A 25,424-nucleotide genomic window follows, 5' to 3' on the forward strand; every position below is an offset into this window, starting at 1 on the left:
CGTATAAGACCGCACAGGCGATGCACCGCACCGCACTGCCGCCGAGCCTTCCACGTTACGTCTCTGTAACATGATGTCATCAACCGGATCGAGAATGCAAGACATGACGAGCGCAGACGCCTGGTCCGCGGCGCCGAAGACGGCCGTCCTAGTCCTGGCAGACGGTACTGTCGTCGAAGGCCAGGGCCTTGGCGCGACGGGGCAGTCCGTCGGCGAGGTGTGTTTCAACACCGCCATGACCGGTTACGAGGAAATCCTCACCGACCCGTCCTATGCCGGGCAGATCATCACCTTCACGTTTCCCCATATCGGCAATGTCGGGACCAACGAGGAGGATATCGAGACCGTCAACATGGCCTCGGCATCCGGCATTCGCGGCGTCATCATCAAGGCCGACATCTCCGATCCGTCGAACTACCGCGCCACGCGCCATCTCGATGCGTGGCTGAAGGCCCGCGGCATCGTCGGCCTTTGCGGTATCGACACGCGGGCGCTGACCGCGCTGATTCGCGAACGCGGCATGCCGAACGCGGTCATCGCCCATTCGCCAAGCGGCGTGTTCGATATCGATGCGCTCAAGCAGGCCGCCAGGGCGTGGCCGGGCCTGGAAGGCATGGACCTGGCCAAGGACGTCACCACCGTACAGAGCTTCAACTGGGACGAAACGTCCTGGGCCTGGAACAGGGGCTACGGACGCCAGGAGGCACAGGCCTTCAACGTGGTGGCGATCGACTACGGCATCAAGCGCAACATCCTTCGCCTGCTGGCGGATGCCGGCTGCAAGGTGACCGTGCTGCCCGCCAACGCGTCGGCGGACGACGTACTGGCGCACCAGCCCGACGGGGTGTTCCTGTCGAACGGCCCGGGCGACCCCGCCGCGACCGGCGAATATGCGGCCGCAACGATCCGCAAACTCGTCGACACGGGGCTGCCCGTCTTCGGCATCTGCCTTGGGCATCAGATGCTGGCGCTTGCGCTCGGCGGCACCACGAAGAAGATGCATCAGGGCCATCACGGTGCCAATCATCCGGTCTTTGACCGCACGACCGGCAAAGTCGAGATCACATCGATGAACCACGGCTTTGCGGTCGATGCGGCGAGCCTGCCGGGGGACGTGGAAGAAACGCATGTTTCGCTCTTCGACGGCTCCAACTGCGGCATTCGCGTCAAGGACAAGCCGGTGTTTTCGGTGCAGTACCATCCCGAGGCCTCGCCGGGCCCGCGCGACAGCCACTACCTCTTCCGCCGCTTCACCAATCTGATGCGCCAGAGCAAGGGCGCGGAAGCGGAGCCGGAGCGGCGCTCCGCCTGAGAGCCAAAACGAAAAAGCCGGGCATCGCGCCCGGCTTTTTTTATTGCTGCTGTAGCCACCGGCAGGATGCCGGCATGCCGCGGGAGGCGCGATCACGGGGCCGGACTGTATTGCCGGCCCCGCTGCCGCAGTCCGCTCAGGTGGTGCTGATCAGCGAGTCGAGCGAGGCGACGACGCCCTGCATCTCGACGATCTGCTCGGCGACCTGGGTCTGATGCTCGCGCAGGATATCCTCCTGCTCGGCGCAAATGGCGCGCAGCTTGCGAAGCTGGTCGACCCGCGGAAGGTTGCTTTCCACGATGCTGATCACCTTGCGGATCTCGCCAAGCGTAAGTCCGATCTTCTTCGCCTGCAGGATGACCTTCATGCGGGAAACGTCGTGCGGGCGGTAATAGCGGCGCGCGCCCTTGCGAACGGGGTTGAGAAGCCCCTTTTCCTCGTAAAAGCGCAGGGTACGGAGGGTGACATCAAACGTGTCCGACATCTCCGAGATCGAAAGAAGCTTGCCGTCCTCATTCGCCTTCGAGATCGGACCGGCAATGTCGGGCGTGACCAGTATTTTTTCTGCCAGATTGCTCATCTTCTGCTTATCCATCTATTGCTTGCCGCCACGGGGGCTCAGCCCCTTTCGACGAGTTGAACGCGGTATAGCGAACACGAGCCCGACTTGATCGCCGCTTTGCCTCGGAGGCCTCAGATCACGGCCTTCGACGCAAAGCACCCCATGGCGATGGTCGGGCAGTCCGCAAAGCAACGGCAACAGCCCCGGAATGCTTCAGGCTCAGATCAGATCCGACAGCTACAGGGTCGCCGCACACGCGGGCCGGCAAGCCGGACCTTGCGTGCCGCAGCACCCGAATACGCGCATCGGATTCTGACCTGACTGAACCCTGACCGGATATTTGCGATCCGGGTGATTCACGTCGGTATACCGTCGCATTGCGCTACGGGAACTATGCCACCGCTTCGTCAGGTTAGCTTTCTCATATCGCGCCAATTTTTTATCAGCAAGCGCGTTACAAACATGCAGTGCCGTAACATTACTATCAACTTTTTGTTATTCTCGCCTTTTAAATCGATTAAACTTATGTATTTATCGCGCATTAAATCAATAAAATGACATGTATTATTGCTTTCATGCAACCGCAACAAAATTCATACTTATCTTAATGCAACATAAATCGATAATTGAGCGGCAATTCAAAATATTAAATTAGTTGTTTTCTTTGAAACGCCGGATTCGCCGCGCCTTCTTCAACGCAATCCCGGCATGAACAGGTCAGCGTCTGCATGAAAAGCGGCGATCTCACTGCGTGTACTGGCCCGCGTATCGGGAAAACTGCACATAAACGCGCGCGCGGGGCGAAATGCCGATTTTGGCGTTACACGCAGGTTTAACCCCTGCCTGCCGGGGCAACGAGCAGGATACGTCGTAATTTCCCGGATCGAACCGCAGCGATCTCCCTCTAGGGGAGATCCTGGTGATGCCAATGCATTCGATGGTTGCAGGGAGGCCGGAAGCGGCGCTCTCATGCCCGGCCGGGGGGCGAGGCTCCCTGCCGCGCTCCTTCGCGCCTGATCCTTCGCCAATCGCTCGGGGCATGATCGAACCAGCGTCGCGCCGCCCGCGTGAAATTGCCGACTGCGGAAAAGCCGAGCCGATATGCGATATCCGACATCGGCAGGTCCGTTTGCTCCAGCAGGTCCTGGGCAACCTTGCGACGCGTCTGCTCATAGAGGGCCTGGAAGGTCGTTCCCTTCTCGGCGAGGCGGCGCTGGAGACCCCTGCTGCTCAAGGCCATCTCCCTTGCAACGCATGCAAGCGAGAGATCGGGATCGGTGAGGCGCAGCGTGATCACGTCGCAGGTTCGCGACAGAATAGTATCCTCGCGACGCCTCTCGGCCAGCCGACGCCTGTTCAATTCGCCAAGGGCCACGAACAGGTCGTCGTTCCTGCGCGGATTTGGAGTGTCCAGCGCCGAAGAGTTGATCCGCAATTGCGTCACATCGGCACCAAACCGCACCGGAACGCCGAAATAGGCACGATAGGGCTGCGGGCTGGGTGGCGTTTCCCGGGCCAGGTCGACGCTGACCAGCGGCAATTCGCCACCGGTCAGAATGGCGATGCGCCGGGCGTATTCGCAGGCAAGACGGTCGACGACCTGATTGCTGCACACGAGCGAAGTCGGAAACGTCCACCGCATGGTCGTGATCGCGCCGTCGCTCGTCAGCTCGAAAGTCGAAAAATCGACGGACACGGGCGCGTAAGCTGACAGCACCTCCAGCGCCTGACGAAGGGTCGGGGCAAAGGACGCGGCCATGCAGACGGTATCGTCACCACCCCGGCATTGCCTGGCGCTGTCGAGATCGCTTTCCATGATCTCCGTCCAGTGCAGTGCAAAGCAGTCGTCCTCCGCACGCCTGGCACAGGCCTCAAGCAGCCTCCCGAAATCGTCCAGCCTCAGATATGTGCCAAGCTGCGGTTCACCCGGCAGATCGGACAGGCCGAAGCGCTGCATCAGCGCCCGCGCCGAGAACCCCCGCATCTGGCAGTAGGCTTCCAGCCCGACCAGCGAGCGGGCATGAATGAAATGCGCCGCCGGATCGGACCTGTCCTGGTCCCAGATCACGCCGGAGGCAGCTTCGATTGCGTTTAACTCTGTCGTCACCATGAAGCGTTCCGTGATGATACACGCATATTTTTGAGCTGAATGACAGCAATAGGCATGCCAGCCGCATTTACCAAGCGTTGCATCTTCCGCTACGGCAAATCTACACGAGTGTGACTATGCGCAAAACCCGACGAACGGCCAAAGCCCACAGACAGGGTTCCGGGGCGAAGCGGTCGCGGTCCGGACAACGCCCTTATAGCTGGCCATCGGCGAATGTGTCGCAATCCGTCAGCTTGCCGTTCTGCAGGCCGCGCCTGAACCAGCGTACACGCTGCTCGGACGTCCCGTGATTGAAGCTTTCGGGCACCACATAGCCCTGCGTGCGCCGCTGGATCATGTCGTCGCCGATCTGGGCTGCCGCGTTCAGCGCCTCCTCGATATCACCCTGCTCAAGCAAGCCCTTCTGCTCGCTGTCATGAGCCCAGATCCCGGCGAAGCAGTCGGCCTGCAACTCGACCCGGATGGACATTTCGTTTTCCTGCGCCCTGGTCAGGTTGCCGCGGATCGAATTGAAACGCGGCAGGATACCGACAAGGTTCTGCACGTGATGACCGACCTCATGGGCGATCACATAGGCCTGCGCGAAATCGCCGGGCGCCTGGAAGCGGCGGCGAAGCTCGTCGTAGAAGGCGAGATCGATATAAAGCTTGCGGTCGCCGGGACAATAGAACGGCCCTGTCGCCGACTGCGCAAATCCACAGGCTGAGCGGGTGGTATCGGTGAACAGCACAAGCTCCGGCTCGACATAGTTCGTGTCGAGTTCGCGCGGAAAGGCCGCGTTCCAGGTGTCTTCCGTATCGGCGAGAACCACGGCGACGAAGCGGCGCATGTCATCCGCTCCCGGTCCTCCGACCGACGATTGCCCGCCCCCTTGCCCGCCGGGCGCCGAAGGAGAAAACGGATCCCCCCTGTCGAACCCCTCCAGCAGGGCAAGCGGATTGACCCCGAGGACCAGCGAGACGAGCAGGATCGCGATCAGCCCACCAATACCGCCGATGCCGGCGCGCCGCACGCCGCCCCGCGAGGACATGCGCGGGCCGCCAAAACCGCCGCGATTCCCGGTCATGCGCCGGTCATCGACATTGCTGCTTTCCCGACGGCCACGCCAACGCATCGCGATCCTCCTGACACCGGCAAACACCCCAGCCGCCCAAAGGCCGGACCAGGCTCGTCCACACCCGTCGATATTCATTACAATAGCACCCGCGAAAGGGTTTCCCGCGCGTCTTTTTTTGCCTATAAGGCCCGCTCAGCCGACATGAATCCCAACCTTCGCCTCGCTTCGCCGCATATTCGATGCCGCGAGGGCGGGCGGCTCGCGAGCACGCAATGCCCAAACGCACCGATATCTCCTCCATTCTCATCATCGGCGCAGGCCCGATCATCATCGGACAGGCCTGTGAATTCGATTACTCCGGCACCCAGGCCTGCAAGGCGCTGAAGGCGGAGGGCTATCGGATCATCCTGGTCAATTCCAATCCGGCGACGATCATGACCGACCCGGATCTGGCGGATGCGACCTATATCGAGCCGATCACGCCGGAGATCGTCGCCAAGATCATCGAGAAGGAGCGCCCCGACGCGCTCCTGCCGACGATGGGCGGGCAGACCGCGCTGAACTGCGCCTTGTCGCTGCGCAGGATGGGCGTCCTGGAAAAGTTCGGCGTGGAGATGATCGGCGCCACGGCGGAAGCGATCGACAAGGCCGAGGACCGCGAGCTCTTCCGCGAGGCGATGACGAAAATCGGCCTGGAGACGCCGAAGTCCGTGCTCGCGCACAACATGGTGGAAGCGATGCAGGCGCTGGAGGAGATCGGCCTGCCGGCGATCATCCGCCCCTCCTTCACCCTTGGCGGCACGGGCGGCGGCATTGCCTACAATCGCGAGGAATATTTCGAGATCATCGAGCGCGGTATCGACGCCTCCCCCACCAACGAGGTTCTGGTGGAGGAAAGCGTTCTCGGCTGGAAGGAATATGAGATGGAGGTCGTCCGCGACAAGGCGGACAACTGCATCATCATCTGCTCGATCGAGAACATCGACCCGATGGGCGTGCATACGGGCGATTCGATCACGGTGGCGCCGGCGCTGACGCTCACCGACAAGGAATACCAGATCATGCGCGACGCCTCGCTCGCGGTGCTGCGCGAGATCGGGGTGGAAACGGGGGGTTCCAACGTCCAGTTCGCCGTCAATCCGGAAAACGGCCGCCTGATCGTCATCGAGATGAACCCGCGCGTGTCGCGTTCCTCCGCGCTCGCTTCCAAGGCAACGGGCTTCCCGATCGCCAAGATCGCCGCCAAGCTTGCCGTCGGCTATACGCTGGACGAACTGGAAAACGACATCACCGGCGGCGCGACGCCCGCCTCCTTCGAGCCGACCATCGACTATGTGGTCACCAAGATCCCGCGCTTCGCCTTCGAGAAGTTCCCGGGCGCCGAGCCGACGCTGACCACGGCGATGAAGTCGGTCGGCGAGGTGATGGCAATCGGCCGTACGTTTCAGGAAAGCCTGCAGAAGGCCCTGCGCGGCCTTGAAACCGGCCTCAACGGCCTCGACGAGATCGAGATCGCGGGCCTTGGCCACGGCGACGACAAGAATGCGATCCGCGCGGCCCTCGGTGCACCGACGCCGGACCGCCTGCTCAAGGTCGCCCAGGCCTTCCGCCTCGGCGCGGACGCCGAACTCATCCATCAGGCCTGCAAGATCGACCCATGGTTCCTGGAGCAGATCCAGTCGATCATCGAAACGGAGGAGAAGGTCCGCAAGCACGGACTGCCGCAGAATGCCGAAGCGCTGCGCCGGCTGAAAGCGATGGGCTTTTCCGACGCCCGCCTTGCCTCGCTGACCGACAAGCATCCCTGGGATGTCGAGAAACTGCGGCAGGAACTCGACGTCCATCCGGTCTACAAGCGGATCGACACCTGCGCGGCCGAATTCGCCTCGCCCACCGCCTATATGTACTCGACCTACGAGACGCCCTTCGCCGGCCAGCTCACCAACGAGGCGCAGCCATCCGATCGCCGCAAGATCGTCATTCTCGGCGGCGGACCGAACCGTATCGGCCAGGGTATCGAGTTCGACTATTGCTGCTGCCATGCCGCCTTCGCGCTCGCCGATGCGGGCTTCGAGACGATCATGGTCAACTGCAACCCGGAAACGGTCTCGACCGACTACGACACCTCCGACCGGCTCTATTTCGAGCCGCTGACGGCGGAAGACGTGCTGGAAATCATCCGCACGGAACAGTCGAACGGCACGCTGCACGGAGTGATCGTCCAGTTCGGCGGCCAGACGCCGCTGAAGCTCGCCCAGGCGCTGGTCGAGGCCGACGTGCCGATCCTCGGCACATCGCCCGACATGATCGACCTTGCCGAGGACCGCGACCGGTTCCAGAAGCTCTTGTGGAAGCTCAACCTGAAGCAGCCGGAAAACGGCATCGCCTATTCCGTGGAGCAGAGCCGGCTGGTCGTCGCCGATCTCGGTCTTCCCGCCGTCGTGCGTCCTTCCTATGTGCTCGGCGGGCGCGCCATGCAGATCATCCGCGACGAGGAAGCGCTCAATTCCTACCTGCTCGGCACGCTGCCGGAACTGGTGCCGGCCGACGTGCGCATCAAGTATCCAAACGACAAGACCGGCCAGATCAACACGGTGCTCGGCAAGAACCCGCTCCTCTTCGACCGCTATCTCGACGGCGCGATCGAAGTCGACGTGGACGCGCTCTCCGATGGCGAGGACGTGTTCATCTGCGGCATCATGGAGCATATCGAGGAAGCCGGCATCCATTCGGGCGACAGCGCCTGCTCGCTTCCTCCCTATTCGCTTGGCCCCGACCAGCTGGAGGAACTGAAGCGGCAGACGGTGGCGCTTGCCCGCGCGCTGAAGGTCGGTGGCCTGATGAACGTCCAGTTCGCCATTCTCGACGGCGCGATCTTCGTGCTGGAAGTCAACCCGCGCGCCTCGCGTACCGTACCCTTCGTCGCCAAGACGATCGGCGAGCCGATCGCCAAGATCGCCGCCCGCGTCATGGCCGGGGAAAAGCTTGCCTCCTTCGGGCTGACCGACAAGGCCTATGACCATATCGCGGTGAAGGAAGCGGTGTTCCCCTTCGCCCGCTTCCCGGGCGTCGACACGGTGCTTGGCCCGGAGATGCGCTCGACCGGCGAGGTGATGGGCCTGAACCACAGCTTCGAGACCGCCTTCGCCAAATCGCAGATCGGCTCCGGTACCCGCGTGCCGACGGAGGGAACGGTGTTCATCTCCGTGCGCGACGCCGACAAGGAACGCGCGGTCGATCCGGCCCGCCGCCTTGAAAAAGCCGGCTTTACGATCATCGCTACCAGCGGCACCCAGAGGTTCCTCGAGTCGCAGGGGATACGCTGCTCGAAGATCAACAAGGTGCTTGAAGGGCGGCCGCACATCGTCGATGCTATCAAGAACGGTGAGGTCCAGCTCGTCTTCAACACGACCGAAGGCGCTCAGGCCCTTGCCGACAGCCGGTCGCTTCGCCGCGCTGCCTTGCTGCACAAGATCCCCTATTACACCACGATGGCGGGGGCGATCGCCGCAGCCAAGGGCATTGAGGCCTACAAGGCCGGCAGTCTCGAAGTGCGACCGCTGCAGTCCTATTTCGGCTGAGCCGGTCTGGACGAAAAAATCGGGAACGCGCCGGGCGGAGGCCCCGGCCAATCGCGCGGCATTTCCCGGATGCGGAACGTGTGAACCTCGGCACGGGTGAAAACCCGGCCGGGTTTTATGTTTGTTTATGAGCCTGCGTTTTTTGCGCATGCGAGATGTTGAAGGTCGAGGACCATGGAAAAGATCCCGATGACTGCCGCCGGCTATGCGATGCTGGAGCAGGAACTCAAGGAGCGCACGTCCGTCGAACGGCCGCGCATCATCCAGGCGATCTCGGAAGCCCGTGCCCATGGCGATCTGTCCGAAAATGCCGAATATCATGCCGCCAAGGAGCAGCAGAGCCTGAACGAAGGCCGGATATCGGATCTGGAAGACAAGCTTGGCCGCGCCGAAATCATCGACGTCTCCAAGCTGTCCGGCAGCACGATCAAGTTCGGCGCGACCGTGACGCTGGTGGACGAGGATACCGAGGAAGAGAAGCGCTACACCATCGTCGGCGATGTCGAAGCCGACGTGAAGGCCGGTCGCGTCTCGATTTCCTCGCCGATTGCGCGCGCACTGATCGGCAAGACCATCGGCGACAATGTCGAGGTCAGCGCACCGGGCGGCGCCCGGGCCTATGAGATCATCAACGTCACATTCGGTTGAACTTCGGCAGGCCCTTGGAATTGCGCTGCCGGGCGACAGTGTCGCCCGGCGGTTGTCGCGCATTTGAACAGCGCGATAAATAATAGCGCACGATGAATTGAGCGGGCACCGACTGTCCATTATCCGGGCAGATTGCTACGTAGGCCGGCAAGTTTCCTCTGTCGGACCGTTTCTCATGCGACGTCACCTGCTTCCCTTCGTTACCCGTCACGAACCCCGCGCCGCTTCCGGGCTGGCCCTGAAATCGGGCATCGGCGCCATTCTCGGCATGTCGCTCGTCGGCGGCCTCGCAACGCTCACCGGCCTGCCGCTCCTGATCGCTCCCTTCGGTGCCACGGCAGTTCTTTTGTTCGCAGTGCCGGCAAGCCCGCTTGCCCAGCCGATGAACGTGGTCGGCGGCTATGCGATCGCCATTGCCGCGGCAACGGCCGCCGCCATCTGGTTTCCGGGAATGTGGTGGGCGGCCGGGATCGCCGTCGGGCTCGCGATCGCGGCAATGCTCGCCTTCCGGCTGACGCATCCCCCGGCAGGCGCAATCCCGCTTCTGACACTCACGTCGGCAATGCCGCTCGAAACCCTGGCGTTCAGCACCGTTCTCGGCAGCGTCAGCCTCGTCGCGGTCGCAGCCCTCCACCACCGCCTGCCGCCGAAGCAGGAATATCCGAAGCGCCCGTAAGGCGGCGGAGCGCGGAAGCCGGGCGCCTTACACCCGGTCGATCGGCACGATCGGCTCGTCCTTGGTACGCCGGATGGTCAGCGCGGTGCGCACGCTGTCGACATTCGGCGTCGCGGTCAGTTCGCGGATGATAAAGGTCTGGAACGACTGCAGGTCCGGCGCCACGCATTTCAGCAGGAAATCGACCTCGCCGGACAGCATGTAGCTCTCGCGCACGATCGGCCAGGACTTCACCTTTTCCTCGAAGGCGATGAGATCGGCCTCCGTCTGGCTGTGCAGGCCCACCATCGCGAAGGCCGTGACGTCGAAGCCGAGTTGCTTTTCATCCAGCAGCGTGCGGTAGCCGCGGATGAGACCTGCCGCCTCGAGCGCGCGCACGCGCCTCAGGCAGGGAGGCGCGGAAATCCCGACCCTCTTTGCAAGCTCGACATTGGTCATGCGGCCGTCGTCCTGCAATTCCTTGAGGATTTGCCAATCGATGGCGTCGAGGCGGGCTTTCACTCTTCTCTCCTTGCTGCTTCCATGGCACACCGATGGCGGGTGCCATGGCCGGCGTCCCCGGGCGGGACGCGAATGCGCCATGATGAGTTACTATTTTGCGCATTTCTGCAACAGTATAACAATCTGGCGCATGAATCGGAAAGATAAGGAAAGGCCGCTGTCCACCGGGAATCTCTCCCATATTGCCTCGGTCTGGGTGATTACCGACGGCAAGGCCGGCGACGAGGCGCAATGTGTCGGCGTCGCCGAAGCCCTTGGCGCACCTTTCGAGATCAGGCGCGTGGCGCCGAAAGCGCCTTTTACCTGGGCCATGCCCTGGGGGCCGATCGATCCGCGCGAAAGGCCGGATGCACCGAAAAGCCCGCTGAAACCGCCCTTCCCCGATGTCGCCATCGCCTCGGGCCGGCGCGCCGTCGCCTATCTCCGCCACCTGAAGAAGGCAAGCAGCGGCCGGATCTTCACCGTCTTCCTCAAGGATCCCAAAACGGGAACGAGCGCCGCCGATCTCATCTGGGTCGCCGAGCACGACCGCTTGCGGGGCGGCAATGTGCTGGTGACGCTGACTTCGCCGCACCGCTTCTCCGCCGGGCGCCTGGAGGAAGCCAGGAGCATGCCGCTGCCGGAAATCGTCGCGTTGAAGCCTCCCCGCGTCGCCGTGCTTGCCGGCGGCAACAGCCGCCACCACCGGTTCACGGAGCTGGATACCGCGAGATTTCTCACAGGGCTTGCGGATCTGGCCGGCCAGGGCGCGTCCCTGATGATCACCCCGTCGCGCAGGACGCCGACCGGGCTGGCGCGGGACCTTGCAAGGCTCGCCCGCGAAGGCAGCCATCTTTTCTGGAATGGCGAGGGCGACAATCCGCTGCTGCAATATCTCGCCAATGCCGATGCGATTGTCGTTACGGCCGATTCCACCAACATGATCGGCGAGGCGGCGGCGACCGGCCGGCCGGTGCATGTGTTTCATCCGGGCGGCGGACACCGGAAATTCGACCGCTTTCTTGCGCAAATGTCCGAGATTGGTGTCGTTCACCCCTTTCCCGGGCCGCTGAAAACCACTACCTACGAGCCGATCAATTCCACGCCTGAGATCGCCGCCGCGATACGGGCGGCCTTGCAGGATCGCCGGCCGGACTGAAGGTCCGGAGGCGGCAGACGCCGATTTGAAGGAGACAGGCTGATGGCGAGCCAACACCACAAGCTCTTCATTGTGGGCTCCGGCCCTGCCGGTTACACGGCAGCGATCTATGCGGCGCGCGCGATGCTGGAGCCTGCGCTTGTGACCGGCATCCAGCCGGGCGGTCAGCTCACCATCACCACCGACGTCGAGAACTACCCCGGCTTCGCCGACCCGATCCAGGGCCCCTGGCTCGTGGAGGAGATGCGCAAGCAGGCCGAAAACGTCGGCACGACGATGATCTACGACACGATCACCGAGGCCGATCTGTCCCGCCGCCCCTTCACGCTGAAGGGCGACAGCGGCACCACCTATACCTGCGACGCGCTGGTGATCGCGACGGGCGCCCAGGCGCGCTGGCTGGGCCTTCCCTCCGAGCAGGACTTCATGGGTGCGGGCGTCTCGGCCTGCGCCACCTGCGACGGCTTCTTCTATCGCGGCAAGGAAGTGCTCGTCATCGGTGGCGGCAATACCGCGGTCGAGGAAGCGCTTTACCTCGCCAATCTTGCGTCGAAGGTCACGGTCATCCACCGCCGCGACCAGTTCCGCGCCGAGCGCATCCTCCAGGAACGGCTGTTCCGCAATCCGAAGATCAAGGTGATCTGGGACAGCGTGGTCGAGGAGATCGTCGGCGGCGGCACGCCGAAGGCGGTCACCGGAGCGCGCATCCGCAACGTGAAGACCGGCGCGGTATCGGAAGTGGCCGCCGAAGGCTTCTTCGTCGCGATCGGCCATGCGCCGGCCGTCGAGCTTTTCAAGGACCAGGTCCAGCTCAGGCCTTCGGGCTATATCTGGACCGCGCCGGACAGCACCGCCACATCAATCCCGGGCGTCTTCGCCGCCGGCGACGTCACCGACGAAATCTACCGCCAGGCGGTCACCGCCGCCGGGATGGGCTGCATGGCCGCGCTCGAAGCCGAGCGTTTCCTTGCGGAACATGAGGTTGCGGAGAACCAGGCGGCAGAATAGCCTTCGCCTGAACGGGGATCAGGTCACGCCGACGTGACCTAGACGGGCGGGTGCACCATGCCGATGGACTGGGACAAGCTGCGGATTTTTCACGCCGCCGCGCAGGCGGGGAGCTTCACGCATGCGGGCGAGACGCTGAACATGAGCCAGTCGGCGGTAAGCCGGCAGGTCAGCGCGCTCGAAGGCGACCTCGGCGTCCCGCTGTTCCACCGGCATGCGCGCGGTCTCCTGCTGACCGAGCAGGGCGAACTTCTCTATCGCACCGCGCGCGAGGTCCTCATGAAGCTGGAGGCCGTGCAGGCCCGGCTGACCGATACCAAGGAAAAGCCCTCCGGCGTCCTGCGCGTCACCACCACCGTGGGCCTGGGCTCGACATGGCTGACGTCCCGCCTCAATGAGTTCGTCGATCTCTATCCCGACATGGAACTCAGGCTCATCTTCGACGACGATGAGCTCGATCTCGGCATGCGGGAAGCGGATGCCGCCATCCGCCTGCGCAAGCCCACCCAACCCGACCTCATCCAGCGCAAGCTGTTCACCGTCCATTTTCACCTTTACGCCGCGCCGTCCTACATCCAGCGCTTCGGCACGCCGTCGTCGATCGAGGATCTCGACCGCCACCGCATCATTTCCTATGGCGAGCATGCGCCCACCTATCTGCGCGACATGAACTGGCTGGAGACCGCCGGCCTTCCGGCCGGCCAGACCCGGCGCTGCGTGCTCAGGGTCAACAATGTCGTCGCCATCAAGCGCTCCGTGCAGCGCGGCATCGGCATCGCGCTCCTCCCCGACTATCTGATCGAGGAGAATTCCGGCCTGCTGCAATTGCTGACCGGAGAACACGTGCCGACCTTCGACACCTATTTCGTCTATCCGTCTGAATTAAAGAATACCGCGCGCATTACCGCGTTCCGCGATTTCCTGCTGTCCAACGCCGAACGCTGGACGTTCTGAGCAGTCTGGCACCGCAAACGGCGGCCATCTCTCCGTGAGCTTTCCGGCTCGCAGCCACCCCGCCGGAGCTATGATCCGCGTGCATACCAGCTTTGCGCCTCTGCCTCTTGTTTGGACAGCTTGTGCACCGCATATAAGCAGTGCTGTTGGTTTGCTTCGTCGCTATCTCCTCCCAGCGACGTCTGATGCAGCCAGCTGTTCCCCTCTGGAAGGTGATTACTCCGTCACTGACGGTTTGATCAAAATAACTGCCGGGCCTCGCGCCCGGCACTTTTTTGCCCTCAAACACCCGGTTTCGGAAACAATCATGCGCAGCGGCTGGCGCCGACCGGCTCGGAGGCGCATTGTTGCATCGCACAATTCATTGATCCATTTACGCCTTTCAATTCGTCGGATCGAGTGCCTATTCTCTAAGCGCGATTAACGATCAGGCATCTGCCTATGCAAAAAACGCACACCAGATTGTGATCAAACAAGAGCGGCCACGACGCCGCACCTCCTTCTCTCTTCACACACCAGCGCAAGAAAAAGGCCGGCACATGCGCTGTGCCGGCTCTCTCAAATTTCAATGCATATGGTGCGCACTTACATATAGAGGCGCTCGTTCTCCAGCCCCTTGTAGAGGCCGGCCACCTGCTCGCCATAGCCGTTGAAAAGCAGGGTCGGAACGCGCTCGCCGGTATGCAGCACGGTTTCCTGGGCCTGGCTCCAGCGAGGGTGCGACACTTCCGGGTTCACATTGGCCCAGAAGCCGTATTCCGAACCCTGGATCTCTTCCCAGAAGCTGACCGGCCGCTCGTCGGTGAAGGTGATCTTGACGATCGACTTGATCGACTTGAAGCCGTATTTCCACGGCAAGGCGAGACGGATCGGCGCGCCGAACTGCTTGGCGAGCGGCTTGCCGTAAATACCCGTCACCATGAAGGAGAGGTCGTTGGTCGCCTCTTCCATGGTTACGCCTTCCACATAGGGCCAAGGGTACCAGGAGGCGCGCTGTCCGCTTGCCGTATCCGGATCCATGAAGGTCTCGAAGCGCAGATATTTCGCGCCGGCCTGCGGCGAGGCGAGCTTCACAAGATCGGCGAGCGCGAAGCCCGTCCAGGGTACGGTCATCGACCAGGCTTCGACGCAACGGTGGCGGTAAAGCCGCTCTTCCAGCGAAACCTTCTTCAGCAGATCGTCGATGCCGATCGTCTGCGGATTGTCGACCATGCCGTCGATGGCAATCTCCCAGGGCCGCGTTTCCAGGGCCTGGGCGGCGTTGAAGATCTGCTTGTGCGAACCGAACTCATAGAAGTTGTTGTAGCGGGAGGAATATTTCTCCGGCGTCAGTTCCCGGTCGACCACATAGGCCTCGTTGCGCTTGGCGGGATAAAGACCGGCACTCGGATCTTCCTCGGCAAAGGCCGGGCGCGGCAGCGTGCTTCCGGCAATGAGCGCACCCGTTCCCGCAAGACCGGCAAGCACGGAGCGGCGGTTGAGAAAGATCGATTCCGGCGTCGCCTGTGACTCCGGGATCTCCCAGCCCTTCTTGCGGATTATGTGCATCTCTTCCTCCAGCTTGGCCCGCGCTCCCCTTCCCCGCCCCGTTGGGCGCCGCTTCGGCAGCGACAGGGACGAACAAAGTCGCGGGCACTCTACTGCCATCTTGTTTCCCTAACCGGAGGTAGCGCGGTATCGGCCCTGCATCAAATCAAGCCCGGTTGAACTGCGCTTGAGCGACCACTGTCAGTCGGCCGGCGCAATCCGGTAAAGCGCGCCCTCATCCTCGTCGGTCGAGAACCATATCGCTCCGTCCGGCCCGTTCCTGAGCGTGCGGATGCGGCCGAATTCCCCCTGGATCATCCTCTCCTCGTGCACGACCTTTCCGTCGGCAATCTCAAGGCGCACGATCATCTGGTCCCTGAGCGCCCCGACCAGTAGGTCGTCCTTCCAGGCAGGAATGGCGCTGCCGTCGTGAAAGATCATGCCGGAGGGAGCGATGGAGGGAACCCAATAGTGGATGGGTTGCTCCATGCCTTCCGCATGCGTGCCGATACCGACCGGATCGCCGGAATAGTCGCGGCCATAGGTGATGACCGGCCAGCCGTAGTTCCCGCCGGCTTGCGGACGGTTGATCTCGTCGCCGCCCTGCGGACCATGTTCCACGGTCCAAAGGGCTCCCGTTCCCGGTTGGATCGCCATGCCCTGGATGTTGCGGTGGCCGGTCGACCAGATCTCCTTCAGCGCCTTCCCGCCATCCGCGAAGGGATTGTCAGGAGGAATGGAGCCATCCGGATTGACCCGCATCACCTTGCCGGCAGTGTCGAACGGATCCTGCGCCCGCTCCCCTTGCATGCGGTCGCCGAAGGCGACGAACAGGGTGCCATCCGGTGCGGGCAGGATGCGGGAGCCGAAATTGTCGAGCGATTCCGTGCGCTTCTCCATCCGGACAAGCACCTTCACGTCTTCAAGCCGCGCGCCCTTTCCCATGCGCACCAGCTTCGCCCGCGCCGCCGCCGTGCCAAGGCTGCCCTCCACGCCTTCCGTATAGGTGAAGTAGATCGTACCGGACGTCTCGAAATCCGGCGCCGGAACGAGGTCCATCAGCCCCGCCTGACCCCAGGCGAAAAAATCCGGCACGCCTGCCACCGCGGATTTGCTTTTGCCGTCCGGAGCGATCAGCACCATGGCTGAGCCGCGCTCGTTCAGCAGGATCGACCCGTCCGGCAGGAAGAGGAACCCCCAGGGATGATCGAGGTCGCCTGCGACCTTCGTCACCCTGATATCCGCTTTCTCGGTGCGAAAGATCCTGGCTTCGGATGAGACGGCAGCCCCGGCACCCTGGACGAACAGCAGGGTCGCAGCCGGAAGAACCTGAAGGAGGGGGCGGAACATGGAACGCATGAAGACACCTTGCTTTCGCCCCCGCCCAAGCGCGGATACGGACGCCGTGCGCCCGTATCCGGTCATCTCCCAATTCAGGCAGCCTGCTTGCCGAAGCGCTGGCATATTTCCTCGGCCGCCTTGCCGGAGAGCTCCGCCATGTGGCCGAAGCGCTTCGTATAGCTGCCGACGCCGGCGGTCGCCGAACGTACCTCGACGATCAGCTCGCCGATTTCGGCCTCCGGCATGGTGCAGCGCACCTCGTCCCAGCCCGGCCAGCCCGGACGGGCGTCGAAGCCGAGAATCTGCCCGCGCCGCGCCGAAATGATGGCATTGATCTTCGCCGTCGTGTCATTCGGACAGGCAACGACCACCTCGTAGATCGGCTCCAGCAGCACGGGCTTGCACTGCGGAAGGCCGTCCCGCATTCCGAGGATCGCCGCCATGCGAAAGGCCTGATCAGAGGAATCCACCGAGTGGTAGGAGCCGTCGGTGAGGGTTACGCCGACATCGACCACCGGAAAGCCGAGCGGTCCCTCACGCAACGCTTCCTTCACGCCCTCGCCGACCGAAGGGATGTATTGCTTGGGCACGACGCCGCCGGTGATCCTGTCGTCGAATACGAAGCCTCCACCGCGTTCCAGCGGGCGGATTTCGAGCACCACATCGCCGAACTGGCCGTGGCCGCCCGACTGCTTCTTGTGCCGGCCGCGAATGCTCGTACCGCCACGGATCGTCTCGCGATAGGGCACGGTGGCAACGCGCCGCTCCACGTCGAGGCCGTATTTGCCGTGCAGCCGCTCCAGCGCGACGCGCAAATGCATCTCGCCCTGGCCTTCCAGGATGGTTTCGGCTGAATCCTGCGCGTGGCGTACGATCAGGCCGCGATCCTCCTCCGCCAGTTTGGCAAGCGCTGCCGAGAGCTTCACGTCGTCGCGCCGCTCCTTCGGCGCCACCGCGATCGCCAAGACCGGCGGCGGCGTCTCCAGGCGGGCAAGCTGGGTCACAGGCCCGGCCCCGCCCAGCGTTTCTCCCGTCTGAACCTTCTCCAGCTTGCCGAGACCTACCGTTTCGCCGACTTCGGCCCTGTCGCGCTTTGTCGCCTGCTGGCCCACCACCCGGTAGAAGCCGGATATGCGCGCTTCGGAACCGTCCTCACGAACGAGAACGTCGGCATCGCCGATCGAGCCCGTGAGGATACGCGCGATCGAAAGCTTGCCGGCATGCGGCGTATGGACCGTCTTGAGGATCTGGACCGTCGCCGGCGCGCCGTCATCGACACCGAGCCGCGCGCGGGTCATGCCGATGTCGGGTGCTTCATGCCGCAGCGCTTTCAACAGGCGCTGAATGCCGTTGCCATGCTCGGCGGAGCCGATGAAGACCGGACAGATGACGGCCTGGCGCATTTCCTCCACCAGGTCGCCGAACACCCGCTCCTTTCCCGGCGCGATATCTTCCAGCAGCGCTTCCATCAGCACGTCGTCGTGGTCGGCCAGTTTTTCCAGCATCTCGAAACGGGCTTCGACCTCGCGGGCGCGGTCATCGTCGGGAATTTCGATCACAAGGCTCTCGGCATGCTCGCGATAGACGAAGGCGCGTTCGAGCGCGAGATCGATGAAGCCCATGGCAATGCCGTTCTTCCAGATCGGGATCTGGCGCAACACCATCGGCACCGCCGACGCCGGCTGGAGGGTCTGCAACACGTCGCGCACGCGCATCGTGGTCTTGTCGATCTTGTTGATGAACAGGACGCGGGGAATGGCAAGATCTTCAAGCCGCTTCAGGATCACCTGCAGGGCAGGCACTTTCTTTTCATCGGCCTCGACGACGACGATCGCCATGTCCACGCCGGCCAGCGCGCCATCCGCTTCGGCAAGGAATTCGACGGAACCCGGGCAATCAATAAAGGTATAGGTGTCGCCGAGATAATCGGTTTCGGCCACGTTCAGTTCCACGCTCATGGCGTGATCGCGAGCTTCCGGAGATGCATCGCCCACCGTATTGGCGGCGGCGATCGTCCCCTGTCTCTGGATGGCCCCTGTGCGTGCGAGAATGGCCTCAAGCAGCGTGGTCTTGCCGCTGGCGAAAGGGCCGATGATCGCTATGCACCGGGGCCCGGCTAGTCTGCCGTTGTCGGCCTTTTGTTCCTTGCCCTTGCGTTCGTCTCCCATGGTGTTGCCTCCAGCTTTGGCGGGACCGCGACAAGCGGTCGCCCGAATTGAGGCGCGGGCCAAGCGACGAATTTCAGAGGACGTCGCGTTTCCGCGCCGCCGTCCGCCGTGTGCGGGCGGGCAAATATCGTCGCGCCGATCGCAGGCAAAACGCAAGGGAAACCGTCGCCGCAGCGCCAAAAAACGCCGCTGCGGTCGCATTTGCCGAGCAGGGAAAATTCACTGGTGCGTAAGCGTCAGCGATGCAAGGCCCGCCTGAATGTCAAAGCCTTGCGTGCTGCCAAGGCTCAGGGGATTGAGCGCTATCGAGCGATCCAGCCCGCCGATCAGGGCATTGGCCTCAAGGCCCACGCCAAGCGTGGCGCCTGCCGATACGCCGGCATATTTGCCGGCCAGTGCCCCCGGCTTCATGTCCGCCGACGGCGCGAGGACCGCCCAGACGACCTTGGCTTCCTTCACCGTGCCGATGTCGAGGCCGAATTCGTTGATCGTCCCCTTGTAGCTTTCCTTGCCGCCACCCGCCTTGTCGAAGGTGCACTGGAGACCCTTCGTCGATCCGAAAATGAAGCCGCTGCCGCCTTCCACTTCGCAGCTGAGCACGCCGACCTGCACGCCAGGGGCGCTGCTTTGGGCGAGAGCCGCTGCCGGCAGGGCAAACAATGCGAGACCAAAGACCACAAGGCGATGCATGGCGGAACTCCCTTCTGACTATGGTAATTTATTACCTTACGTCATATAAGGAAGGAAACACGTTTTCACAGCCCGGTGCGGAAGCCAGCCAATCGAATAAAAAAGGGCGGAGCACTGCCGCCCTTTTTATGATCCTTGTGCGAGTCAGCGCGCAGAGTTACCGCAAATTCCCGCAGAAGCGCTGAATTCGCAGGCAGGCCTCTTCCAGAGCCTCGGTCGAGGTCGCATAGGAAATGCGGAAATTCGGGCCGAGACCGAAGGCGGACCCCTGGACGACGGCAACGCCTTCGGTTTCCAGAAGCTCCGTGACGAAGTCCTCGTCCGTTTCGATCACCTTGCCGGACGGCGCGGCCTTGCCGATCGTGCCGGCGCAGGACGGGAACACATAGAAGGCGCCTTCCGGCACGGGGCAGGTGATCCCCTTGGCCTGGTTCAGCATCGACACGACGAGATCGCGGCGCGCCTTGAAGACCTCGTTGTTCTTCGGGATGAAATCCTGAGTGCCGTTCAGCGCCTCGACGGCCGCGTATTGAGCGATCGAGCAGGGGTTGGAGGTCGACTGCGACTGCACCTTCGCCATGGCCTTGATCAGGCTTTCCGGGCCGCCGGCATAGCCGATGCGCCAGCCGGTCATCGCATAGGCCTTGGAGACGCCGTTGACCGTCAGCGTGCGGTCATAAAGCTTCGGCTCCACCTGCGCGGGCGTCGTGAACTCGAAACTGTCGTAGACGAGGTGTTCATACATGTCGTCCGTCATCACCCAGACATGGGGATGACGCAGCAGCACGTCGCAAAGCGCCCGAAGCTCCGATCGCGTGTAGGCCGCGCCGGAGGGATTGGAGGGCGAGTTGAAGATCACCCACTTGGTCTTCGGCGTGATCGTCGCATCCAGCGCTTCGGGAGAGATCTTGAAGGTCTGCTTGTCGGCCTCGACGATCACCGGCGTGCCGCCGGCCAGCAGCACCATGTCGGGATAGCTCACCCAGTAGGGCGTCGGGATCACCACCTCGTCGCCCGGGTTCAGCGTCGCGATCAGCGCGTTGTAGAGCACCTGCTTGCCGCCCGTGCCGACGGTGATCTGGCCCGGCACGTAATCGAGGCCGTTCTCGCGCTTGAACTTGGCGCAGATCGCGGCCTTCAGCTCCGGAATGCCGTCGACGGCGGTGTATTTCGTCTTGCCGCCGACGATGGCGGCGATCGCGGCCTGCTTGATGTTTTCAGGCGTGTCGAAATCCGGCTCACCCGCGCCAAGACCGATCACGTCGCGGCCCGCGGCTTTCAGCTCGCGCGCCTTGTTGGTGACCGCGATCGTCGCGGATGGTTTCACACGTGACAGCGCGTCGGCGATAAAGCCCATGGTGCCCTCCTCTGAAAGGCCGTATCGGAATTGTTTCGGGCGCAAGGACGCCTCAAGAGCGGAAATTCGGTCTGATCGCACCCGAACGGCAGCCGGCTCCGCCTCGGGACGGAGTTGCCGGAATTCTGGTGGGTGTAGTCCATCGCCGGGAAAATTGGCAACCGATTTCTCGCATCCGCACAACGTGCGGCGCGGGAAAAACCGATCAGTGCTTGCTTTCGATGACGAGATAGAAATTCTCTTCCTGCTGCAGCAGCACCGGCCGCAGCCGCTTGCTGCGGGTCACCCCGTCGAAGCCGCTGACGGAAGCCTGCATCGGCGCGGGATTGCCGGACTGCGCCTGGTCGATCAATGCCTTGAGCGTCTTGGGGTGCAGCAGGTTTTCGGTGACGGGTGCCGATTCCATCATCTGCTGGGTCATGGCCAGCGATTTGCGCGCCGCCTGGTTGGCGGCAACGATCATGCGGGTCTTGACGTCGACGACCAGGATATTGGTCGCTACGGCATCGAATACGCGGAAGAAATCGAGGTCGCCGCCGGTCTTTCGCTCCGCCATGAAGACCGCACCGCCAAGGCCGGCCGAAACGCGGAACGGCATCAGCGAGAAATTGAGCGACATCGCGTCGCCGTTGGCGAGGAAGAAACGGCGCGTCGCCTGGGCCGGGGCCCGGCGGGCGAGGCCCGTCAGGATGACGCCGGGAAGCGTCTTGCCGAGCCGTGCGGGAATGTGGGCGATGTTCCGTCCGATGCAGAATTTCGGATCGTCGATCTGGAACATCGTGAAGAAGTTGTCGTTGGCATAGCGGACGTAACCGAAGCTGTCGACAACCAGAACGGCTCTTGGGCTGCTTTCCACCAGATGGCGAATAAGGGGCGCGACGCCGCGCACCGCCGCGCCCGTCGCCTCCACCGGAGGCTGCGCGTCGGCCGCCGCAATCACCAGCGCCCCGCCGCCTGCCACATCGTAGCGCTGCGCGGTCAGCGACAGTCCCTGCCCCAGTTCATCGCCACCGAGCTCGATCGGCCCGCCTGCCCCTTTCTGGACCGCATGCTGAATCAGGGAGAGGATCTGTTTCTGGTCGCCCTGCGAGAGGAGCCGCAAGGCACTCGTCAGCGGGGCCTGGTGCAGGCCGGCACTGCCTTCGAAATCGAGCCCCTCCGGCTCCATCCAGAGGATCTGCTTGGCGACGGCATCGACGACGAAGAAAGTCAGGCCGGCAAGGCTGAGTGCCGGCTTCTGCATACCGGCATCCGTTTCGTCCATCTCGAGGGCCTGGCTGGATGCCCTAGCGTCATCCGATCCTTCAAAAGAGTCCATCATGTGCTCGCCCATCCTGCGTGCCACCGACCGGCCCATCCGCGTGAGGACCGCGGCTGGCTTCTACAGGCGTCCTTGTTTCCCAGACAGTGACTGCATCAGGTGTAAAAGCCGTAAATAACAAAAGGATGCGGCTCATCCGCGTTTCTGCGTCGCCGGCACCGGGCCCTTGTGCACCGCCACAAATTGACCACGAAATCTCTCAGCGAATGCCCGATTGAGAACCTCAGGAGGCCGAGATCGGGCGCAATTCTCCGCCGCGTCGAGTACCACCATCGGTATGGGGAGTGTTGGTCAATGGTGGAGGAGTATCGGGGTAACAGGCGCAAACGCCGCGCCCGATCAATTGCCCGTTATATCGCTTTTGCGGTCTTCGCCTGCCTGTTGCCGGCGGTGATCGCCTCAAGTGCCCGCGCCGGACCGCTGAGTTCGAGGGAAGACTGGGCCATCGGCGCCATCAGCATCCTTTTCGCCGTGATGCTGCTCGTCACCGCCTTCCTGGTGCGCAACCTGACACGGAACCTGCTCTCCGGTTTTCGCAACCGGCAGCAGAACCGGCTTTGACAAGGAACCAGGAGACGATGGCTGTGAAGCGGGAAGACGGGTTTCGCTGGGAACAGGACACCGGCGCGCGTGCCGCCAGACAGCTGATGACGGCAACCTGCATCGGCCTGGCCCTTGCGCTGACGCTCGTCTTTTTCGGCCGGCCCGTGGCGGCAGTCCTGCGCGGCGCCGAGGCGTCGCCGCCGGACGTGCAGCTGAAACAGGCCAGCGCGCCCGCCCACCTGGAGGCGACAGCGCATGCCGTGCCGCAGGCTTCCAATCCAGATCGAAGCATTGAACCGGCGAATGACGCCGCTCAGGCGATCGAAAAGGCGCAGGTGCGTCATCCCGACAAGACCGCCGGTGGGCTCGCGCAATCCAGCAGCAGGGACATCAAGGCCGAACGTGCAACGGCGGCCCTGCCGGCTTCGCCCCGCGCCGACCGGGTCAACTGACCGCACTGCCGGGAATTGCGCGGCAAATTTCGCCGGGAAATCGAAGATCGCCCCTCTTCCTCCGCGCTCCGCCAAGGCTGCCACGTTACGTATCGCAAAGATTGCGCTAGAGTAGCCTCAGGCTGGACCGAGTTGCTCCGACAGCGAAAAGCGCGGTGCGGCCGCCAGAACGGGAGTGCGCGATCATGCCGGTCGACCTGACCTTGTCGCCAGAGACCATCCGGATGCTGATCCAGAAAGCGCGCGCGGCGACTTCCGCGATCGACGGCGGCTTCGAGGAGGGGCATGAGGGCGAGATCGAGTTCGACACCGACACCCTCACCGACACCCATGCGCATGACGGACTGGCCGAAGAGGAAGCCGACGATCTTTCCGAGGAAGAATTGCGGGAACTCATCGAGGACCTGAATGTCGACGAGTCGGCCGAACTCGTCGCCATCGCATGGATCGGTCGCGGCGATTTCGATGCCGGAGATTTCGAGCAGGCGGTCGAGGAGGCGCGCGACCGTGCCGTCCGCTCCACCGCGAAATACCTGATTGGCATGCCGCTGCTTGCCGACTATCTGGAAGCCGGTCTCGACGCGCTCGATCTTTGAGGCGATTTGCGGCTTAACCCGGGCTGGCACCGATATCCCCGGAAAAATTCCGTTGCGTTACAATCAACTGACTGCAAAGGCCCGGAATCCGGTGCCTATTTGCAACAGGCCGCGACAATTCGTCACTCGAACCGCTCCCTGCCGGTCAATTCCTAGGGATAACGCGTGACCCTCCCGATCACGAACGTTTACAGTTCATTAACCAAGATCCTTAATCGTCAAGCACGCGTTATGGGGGATTCGGTGCCGTTTCGACGGTTGCACCCTCGGCAGGGAGAAGCGCATGAGCCTGATGGACCGCACGGACCAAGACATGTTTACCCAGGACATGTTCACGCTTTCCAAGCCGTCTCCCTGGCCCCTCTTCTTCAAGGTCACCGTATTTTCCGCCGCTCTCGTCTTCATGCTTTTCGTCGCTTTCCCCCCGGTCTGATCCTTCTTTTCCTCGGCTTTCCTCTTGCTTTCCAGCCTTTGCGGCCGGTGTTTCGCCGGGCATGATCTGAACCACGGCCCGTTTTCGCAGCGACATCCGGTTCAAGCCCGTGCGCGCAACGAATAGTCCACAACGGCCGGCGCTGGGACGCCTCGATGCCGTCGACATCGCCCGGGCGGCAGCGCTGCTGGCGATGGCGATCTATCACCTGTCCTGGGACCTGTTCTGGTTTCGAATCGTCGACTGGAACGTTGCCGCCGGGATCGGATGGCGGGTCTTCGCAATCGCGATCGCCTCCAGCTTCCTGTTCCTCGTCGGCGTCAGCCTGGTGCTGGCCAATGGCAATGGTTTTCGCTGGCGGGCAATCGCGGTTCGCTTCGCCAAAATCGCCCTGGCAGCCGCAGCCGTGAGCGTCGGCACCTGGTTCGCCCTCGGCGACCAGTTCGTCCGCTTCGGCATTCTCCACTGCATCGCGCTGGCAAGCCTGCTCGCCCTGCCCTTTCTCCGCCTGCCGCTGCCGGCAACCATGCTCGGCGTCGCAATTGTCGTATCGCTGCCCTTCTGGGCCCGCGCGGATATTTTCAATCAGGCCGGGCTGCTATGGACGGGACTGTCAACCTCGCCGCCGGCCGCCGTCGACTACGTGCCGATGGTTCCGTGGTTCGCGGCGGTGCTGCTCGGTGTTCTCGTCGGGCGGCTGGCCTATTCGCGGGGCTGGCTGCATCGGCTGGGCGAATGGCGGGCGCGGGGCGCCGTTTCGCGTTTCGCAGCGCTGGCCGGCAGGCATTCCCTGCCTGTCTATCTGCTGCACCAGCCAATCCTGTTCGGCCTCGTGTGGAGCGCGGTTGCGCTCGGCCTCACGCAGGCACCCGCCGAAGTAGAGTTTCTCGGCAATTGCCGGCTTTCCTGCTCGGCAACGCAGGACGCCGCGATCTGCGAGCGCGCCTGCCAGTGTACGCTCGACGGCATAAAAGCGACGGGCAACTGGCAACGGCTGATCGAAACGCCGCAGGACGAGGAACTCACCCGCATCCTGCGCAACACCTACACCCTGTGCCTCGCCGAGAGCGATTAGGCTTTCTCCAGGATCACGTAGATCTTTTTCGCCCGCTCGACGGTTTCCCAGGTGCCGCGAAAACCTGCCGGGATGGCGAAGGCATCGCCCTTGCGGAAGGTCTCGCCGTTGCCCTCGCCGTCGGTCAGCCGCACTTCGCCTTCCAGCAGCACGCAGACCTCTTCCTCGGTGTAATTGACATGCACCTTGCCCGGTTCGCCCTGCCAGATGCCAGCGCTGAAATGGCCGGTCTTGTCGGTGTAGCAGTTCCAGATTGTCTGCAGCGGATCGCCGGAGACGACCTTCTCCGCCGCCGGCCGATAGCTCTCCGCCTCGCTCTCGCTTTCGCCGATCCGGTATATGCCGGCTTTTCCAGTCGCCATCGTGCTTGCTCC

Annotated in this window: 23 protein-coding genes; 12 read left to right on the top strand and 11 right to left on the bottom strand. The window is 63.1% G+C overall.

Annotated features, from left to right (window positions below; genetic code table 11):
* The first annotated feature begins 103 nt into the window (after nucleotides 1-103).
* Nucleotides 104-1,312 carry a glutamine-hydrolyzing carbamoyl-phosphate synthase small subunit gene (gene carA, locus H2509_RS12210; RefSeq protein WP_182165654.1) on the top strand — a complete coding sequence of 403 codons (1,209 nt, stop codon included), beginning with the start codon at nucleotides 104-106 and terminating at the stop codon, nucleotides 1,310-1,312.
* 136 nt (nucleotides 1,313-1,448) lie between these two features.
* On the opposite strand, the gene H2509_RS12215 is transcribed toward carA, so the two are convergent.
* The 3 genes from H2509_RS12215 to ypfJ form a co-directional block, all read right to left on the bottom strand.
* Complete coding sequence (locus H2509_RS12215) at nucleotides 1,449-1,892, bottom strand: MerR family transcriptional regulator (RefSeq protein WP_182165657.1); 444 nt, start codon at nucleotides 1,890-1,892, stop codon at nucleotides 1,449-1,451.
* Between the two features lie 949 nt (nucleotides 1,893-2,841).
* Nucleotides 2,842-3,984: an AraC family transcriptional regulator gene (locus H2509_RS12220; protein ID WP_182165660.1), complete on the bottom strand. Its 1,143-nt coding sequence runs from the start codon at nucleotides 3,982-3,984 to the stop codon at nucleotides 2,842-2,844.
* 193 nt (nucleotides 3,985-4,177) lie between these two features.
* Entirely contained in the window at nucleotides 4,178-5,098 is a 921-nt protein-coding gene (gene ypfJ, locus H2509_RS12225; RefSeq protein ID WP_182165662.1) for a KPN_02809 family neutral zinc metallopeptidase, read from the bottom strand.
* Between the two features lie 215 nt (nucleotides 5,099-5,313).
* Between ypfJ and carB the strand changes: the two genes are divergently transcribed.
* The 3 genes from carB to H2509_RS12240 all read left to right on the top strand — a co-directional run bounded on the left by carB (nucleotide 5,314) and on the right by H2509_RS12240 (nucleotide 9,946).
* Nucleotides 5,314-8,622 (top strand): carbamoyl-phosphate synthase large subunit, encoded by a 3,309-nt coding sequence (gene carB, locus H2509_RS12230; RefSeq protein WP_182165664.1) that lies wholly within the window; start codon nucleotides 5,314-5,316, stop codon nucleotides 8,620-8,622.
* A gap of 174 nt (nucleotides 8,623-8,796) precedes the next feature.
* Entirely contained in the window at nucleotides 8,797-9,270 is a 474-nt protein-coding gene (gene greA / locus H2509_RS12235; RefSeq protein WP_182165666.1) for a transcription elongation factor GreA, read from the top strand.
* Between the two features lie 175 nt (nucleotides 9,271-9,445).
* Nucleotides 9,446-9,946, top strand: a complete 501-nt coding sequence (locus H2509_RS12240) for an HPP family protein (RefSeq protein ID WP_182165668.1) — start codon at nucleotides 9,446-9,448, stop codon at nucleotides 9,944-9,946.
* A gap of 27 nt (nucleotides 9,947-9,973) precedes the next feature.
* Here H2509_RS12240 and H2509_RS12245 read toward each other — a convergent pair whose 3' ends face one another.
* Complete coding sequence (locus H2509_RS12245; protein ID WP_182165670.1) at nucleotides 9,974-10,447, bottom strand: Lrp/AsnC family transcriptional regulator; 474 nt, start codon at nucleotides 10,445-10,447, stop codon at nucleotides 9,974-9,976.
* A gap of 130 nt (nucleotides 10,448-10,577) precedes the next feature.
* Here H2509_RS12245 and H2509_RS12250 point away from each other — a divergent pair, with 130 nt between their 5' ends.
* The 3 genes from H2509_RS12250 (at nucleotide 10,578) to H2509_RS12260 (ending at nucleotide 13,547) form a co-directional block, all read left to right on the top strand.
* Nucleotides 10,578-11,585: a mitochondrial fission ELM1 family protein gene (locus H2509_RS12250; protein WP_182165672.1), complete on the top strand. Its 1,008-nt coding sequence runs from the start codon at nucleotides 10,578-10,580 to the stop codon at nucleotides 11,583-11,585.
* 42 nt (nucleotides 11,586-11,627) lie between these two features.
* On the top strand, nucleotides 11,628-12,593 hold the full coding sequence (trxB, locus tag H2509_RS12255; protein WP_182165674.1) for a thioredoxin-disulfide reductase: 966 nt from the start codon (nucleotides 11,628-11,630) through the stop codon (nucleotides 12,591-12,593).
* 63 nt (nucleotides 12,594-12,656) lie between these two features.
* On the top strand, nucleotides 12,657-13,547 hold the full coding sequence (locus H2509_RS12260; RefSeq protein WP_182165779.1) for a LysR family transcriptional regulator: 891 nt from the start codon (nucleotides 12,657-12,659) through the stop codon (nucleotides 13,545-13,547).
* Nucleotides 13,548-14,132: 585 nt separating this feature from the next.
* Here H2509_RS12260 and msrP read toward each other — a convergent pair.
* From msrP to H2509_RS12290, 6 genes are all read right to left on the bottom strand, one after another.
* A complete protein-coding gene (msrP, locus tag H2509_RS12265) occupies nucleotides 14,133-15,095 on the bottom strand; it encodes a protein-methionine-sulfoxide reductase catalytic subunit MsrP (protein WP_182165676.1) in 963 nt (320 codons plus the stop codon).
* A 180-nt stretch (nucleotides 15,096-15,275) separates the two neighbouring features.
* Nucleotides 15,276-16,433, bottom strand: coding sequence for a PQQ-dependent sugar dehydrogenase (locus H2509_RS12270; RefSeq protein ID WP_235974885.1), 1,158 nt, complete (start codon nucleotides 16,431-16,433; stop codon nucleotides 15,276-15,278).
* Between the two features lie 74 nt (nucleotides 16,434-16,507).
* A complete protein-coding gene (locus tag H2509_RS12275; protein ID WP_182165678.1) occupies nucleotides 16,508-18,583 on the bottom strand; it encodes an elongation factor G in 2,076 nt (691 codons plus the stop codon).
* Nucleotides 18,584-18,802: 219 nt separating this feature from the next.
* The gene (locus H2509_RS12280; RefSeq protein ID WP_182165680.1) at nucleotides 18,803-19,273 is read right to left on the bottom strand and encodes a DUF992 domain-containing protein; all 471 of its coding nucleotides are present in this window, start codon (nucleotides 19,271-19,273) and stop codon (nucleotides 18,803-18,805) included.
* A 157-nt stretch (nucleotides 19,274-19,430) separates the two neighbouring features.
* A complete protein-coding gene (locus H2509_RS12285; protein WP_182165682.1) occupies nucleotides 19,431-20,630 on the bottom strand; it encodes a pyridoxal phosphate-dependent aminotransferase in 1,200 nt (399 codons plus the stop codon).
* Nucleotides 20,631-20,835: 205 nt separating this feature from the next.
* Entirely contained in the window at nucleotides 20,836-21,951 is a 1,116-nt protein-coding gene (locus tag H2509_RS12290; RefSeq protein WP_182165684.1) for a PAS domain-containing protein, read from the bottom strand.
* Between the two features lie 294 nt (nucleotides 21,952-22,245).
* On the opposite strand from H2509_RS12290, the gene H2509_RS12295 reads away from it, so the two are divergent.
* From H2509_RS12295 to H2509_RS12315, 5 genes are all read left to right on the top strand, one after another.
* Nucleotides 22,246-22,512, top strand: a complete 267-nt coding sequence (locus tag H2509_RS12295) for a hypothetical protein (RefSeq protein WP_182165686.1) — start codon at nucleotides 22,246-22,248, stop codon at nucleotides 22,510-22,512.
* Between the two features lie 17 nt (nucleotides 22,513-22,529).
* Entirely contained in the window at nucleotides 22,530-22,946 is a 417-nt protein-coding gene (locus H2509_RS12300; RefSeq protein WP_182165688.1) for a hypothetical protein, read from the top strand.
* Between the two features lie 185 nt (nucleotides 22,947-23,131).
* Nucleotides 23,132-23,542 carry a DUF3775 domain-containing protein gene (locus H2509_RS12305; RefSeq protein WP_182165690.1) on the top strand — a complete coding sequence of 137 codons (411 nt, stop codon included), beginning with the start codon at nucleotides 23,132-23,134 and terminating at the stop codon, nucleotides 23,540-23,542.
* Between the two features lie 283 nt (nucleotides 23,543-23,825).
* On the top strand, nucleotides 23,826-23,975 hold the full coding sequence (locus tag H2509_RS12310) for a hypothetical protein (protein WP_182165692.1): 150 nt from the start codon (nucleotides 23,826-23,828) through the stop codon (nucleotides 23,973-23,975).
* A gap of 109 nt (nucleotides 23,976-24,084) precedes the next feature.
* Nucleotides 24,085-25,050, top strand: a complete 966-nt coding sequence (locus H2509_RS12315) for a heparan-alpha-glucosaminide N-acetyltransferase (protein WP_209001926.1) — start codon at nucleotides 24,085-24,087, stop codon at nucleotides 25,048-25,050.
* On the opposite strand, the gene H2509_RS12320 is transcribed toward H2509_RS12315, so the two are convergent.
* Nucleotides 25,047-25,412 (bottom strand): cupin domain-containing protein, encoded by a 366-nt coding sequence (locus H2509_RS12320; protein WP_182165694.1) that lies wholly within the window; start codon nucleotides 25,410-25,412, stop codon nucleotides 25,047-25,049. The two genes, H2509_RS12315 and H2509_RS12320, sit on opposite strands and share 4 nt — an antisense overlap.
* Nucleotides 25,413-25,424: the final 12 nt, after the last annotated feature.

It is taken from the genome of Stappia albiluteola (genome assembly GCF_014050225.1).
Lineage (GTDB): Bacteria > Pseudomonadota > Alphaproteobacteria > Rhizobiales > Stappiaceae > Hongsoonwoonella > Hongsoonwoonella albiluteola.

Bases quoted from the DNA above. Each gene is read 5' to 3' on its own strand.
- carA (WP_182165654.1), top strand. From the start codon at position 104: ATGACGAGCGCAGACGCCTGGTCCGCGGCGCCGAAGACGGCCGTCCTA.
- H2509_RS12215 (WP_182165657.1), bottom strand. From the start codon at position 1,892: ATGAGCAATCTGGCAGAAAAAATACTGGTCACGCCCGACATTGCCGGT.
- H2509_RS12220 (WP_182165660.1), bottom strand. From the start codon at position 3,984: ATGGTGACGACAGAGTTAAACGCAATCGAAGCTGCCTCCGGCGTGATC.
- ypfJ (WP_182165662.1), bottom strand. From the start codon at position 5,098: ATGCGTTGGCGTGGCCGTCGGGAAAGCAGCAATGTCGATGACCGGCGC.
- carB (WP_182165664.1), top strand. From the start codon at position 5,314: ATGCCCAAACGCACCGATATCTCCTCCATTCTCATCATCGGCGCAGGC.
- greA (WP_182165666.1), top strand. From the start codon at position 8,797: ATGGAAAAGATCCCGATGACTGCCGCCGGCTATGCGATGCTGGAGCAG.
- H2509_RS12240 (WP_182165668.1), top strand. From the start codon at position 9,446: ATGCGACGTCACCTGCTTCCCTTCGTTACCCGTCACGAACCCCGCGCC.
- H2509_RS12250 (WP_182165672.1), top strand. From the start codon at position 10,578: ATGAATCGGAAAGATAAGGAAAGGCCGCTGTCCACCGGGAATCTCTCC.
- trxB (WP_182165674.1), top strand. From the start codon at position 11,628: ATGGCGAGCCAACACCACAAGCTCTTCATTGTGGGCTCCGGCCCTGCC.
- H2509_RS12260 (WP_182165779.1), top strand. From the start codon at position 12,657: ATGGACTGGGACAAGCTGCGGATTTTTCACGCCGCCGCGCAGGCGGGG.
- msrP (WP_182165676.1), bottom strand. From the start codon at position 15,095: ATGCACATAATCCGCAAGAAGGGCTGGGAGATCCCGGAGTCACAGGCG.
- H2509_RS12270 (WP_235974885.1), bottom strand. From the start codon at position 16,433: ATGCGTTCCATGTTCCGCCCCCTCCTTCAGGTTCTTCCGGCTGCGACC.
- H2509_RS12275 (WP_182165678.1), bottom strand. From the start codon at position 18,583: ATGGGAGACGAACGCAAGGGCAAGGAACAAAAGGCCGACAACGGCAGA.
- H2509_RS12280 (WP_182165680.1), bottom strand. From the start codon at position 19,273: ATGCATCGCCTTGTGGTCTTTGGTCTCGCATTGTTTGCCCTGCCGGCA.
- H2509_RS12285 (WP_182165682.1), bottom strand. From the start codon at position 20,630: ATGGGCTTTATCGCCGACGCGCTGTCACGTGTGAAACCATCCGCGACG.
- H2509_RS12290 (WP_182165684.1), bottom strand. From the start codon at position 21,951: ATGATGGACTCTTTTGAAGGATCGGATGACGCTAGGGCATCCAGCCAG.
- H2509_RS12295 (WP_182165686.1), top strand. From the start codon at position 22,246: ATGGTGGAGGAGTATCGGGGTAACAGGCGCAAACGCCGCGCCCGATCA.
- H2509_RS12300 (WP_182165688.1), top strand. From the start codon at position 22,530: ATGGCTGTGAAGCGGGAAGACGGGTTTCGCTGGGAACAGGACACCGGC.
- H2509_RS12305 (WP_182165690.1), top strand. From the start codon at position 23,132: ATGCCGGTCGACCTGACCTTGTCGCCAGAGACCATCCGGATGCTGATC.
- H2509_RS12310 (WP_182165692.1), top strand. From the start codon at position 23,826: ATGAGCCTGATGGACCGCACGGACCAAGACATGTTTACCCAGGACATG.
- H2509_RS12320 (WP_182165694.1), bottom strand. From the start codon at position 25,412: ATGGCGACTGGAAAAGCCGGCATATACCGGATCGGCGAAAGCGAGAGC.